We start from the raw sequence: 993 nt of genomic DNA, 5'->3' as shown, positions 1-993 counted from the left end.
TAGGTCGTGTATCGAAGTGCGTGTAGCCATTCGTTGATCGCGGTGATGTGGATCGTGGCCAGGTAGCGGACGGCGAGCTTGTCGTACCGAGTGGCCATCGCCCGGTGGCGTTTGAGCCGGTTGATACCGCACTCGACGGCGTGACGCTGCCGGTAGACGACCAGGTCGAACGTCGGTGGTCGACCACCGGCCTTGCCGCGTCGACGGCGGTGCCCGGCCTGGTCGGACGGCGTGGGGATCGTGGCTTTGATCCCGCGTCGGCGTAGCAGGTCGCGGTTGGCGCGGCTGCTGTAGGCCTTGTCGGCAAGGACCCGGTCCGGTCTCGTGCGGGGCCGGCCGGGTCCCTGCCGCGGGACGCGGATGGCGGCAAGCACGGCCGCGAACTGGGGACTGTCGCCAGCCTGTCCGGCGGTGACCAGCATCGACAACGGCTTCTGCGCCTGTTCGCAGGCCAGATGCAGCTTGGTTGAATAGCCGCCACGAGAGCGGCCCAACGCGTGATCGACTGGTTCGCCGACGGGCGGCTCGAGCTGGGCATCGCCGTCGCGTCGGGCGCCGGCGGCGTGCTGATGAGCCCGAGCGGTCGTGGAATCAACGCTGACGTCCCAGCCGATAAACCCGGCCGCATCGGCCCTGGCCTGCAACGCTGACACGATACCGAGCCACACTCCGGCCCGCTGCCATCGCCGGAACAGCCCGTACACAGCTGGCCATGATCCGTAGCAGTCAGGTACGTCGCGCCACGGCGCACCTACCCGTACCCGCCACCGGATACCGTCAATGAGCTGCCGTTTCGTCCACGCTGACGGCCGGCCCACCCGCACGCTGATCGGTAACAGCGGCTCCAGGACCGCCCACTGCGCGTCGGTGAGATCGTGCCGCCTCGTCACCGCTAAGGTGGCCACGAGGTCTCCGGTATTTCAGGTTCTGCTTGGTCGCTGAACCCTTTACCGGAGACCTCGCTGCTTATCGATCATCGACACCTAACAACTT

1 protein-coding gene is annotated in these 993 nt (G+C 67.1%); it reads right to left on the bottom strand.

The window, feature by feature from the left end; translation table 11 throughout:
* Window positions 1–905, bottom strand: a 905-nt coding sequence (locus FLL47_RS42605) for an IS5 family transposase (protein WP_144128389.1), incomplete at its 3' end; no start/stop codon positions are given.
* Window positions 906–993: the final 88 nt, after the last annotated feature.

The organism is Catellatospora sichuanensis (assembly GCF_007483665.1).
Taxonomy (GTDB): Bacteria; Actinomycetota; Actinomycetes; order Mycobacteriales; family Micromonosporaceae; genus Catellatospora; species Catellatospora sichuanensis.
Note: the sequence above shows the minus strand (reverse complement) of the source record. Positions and strands in the feature narration are given on the sequence as shown.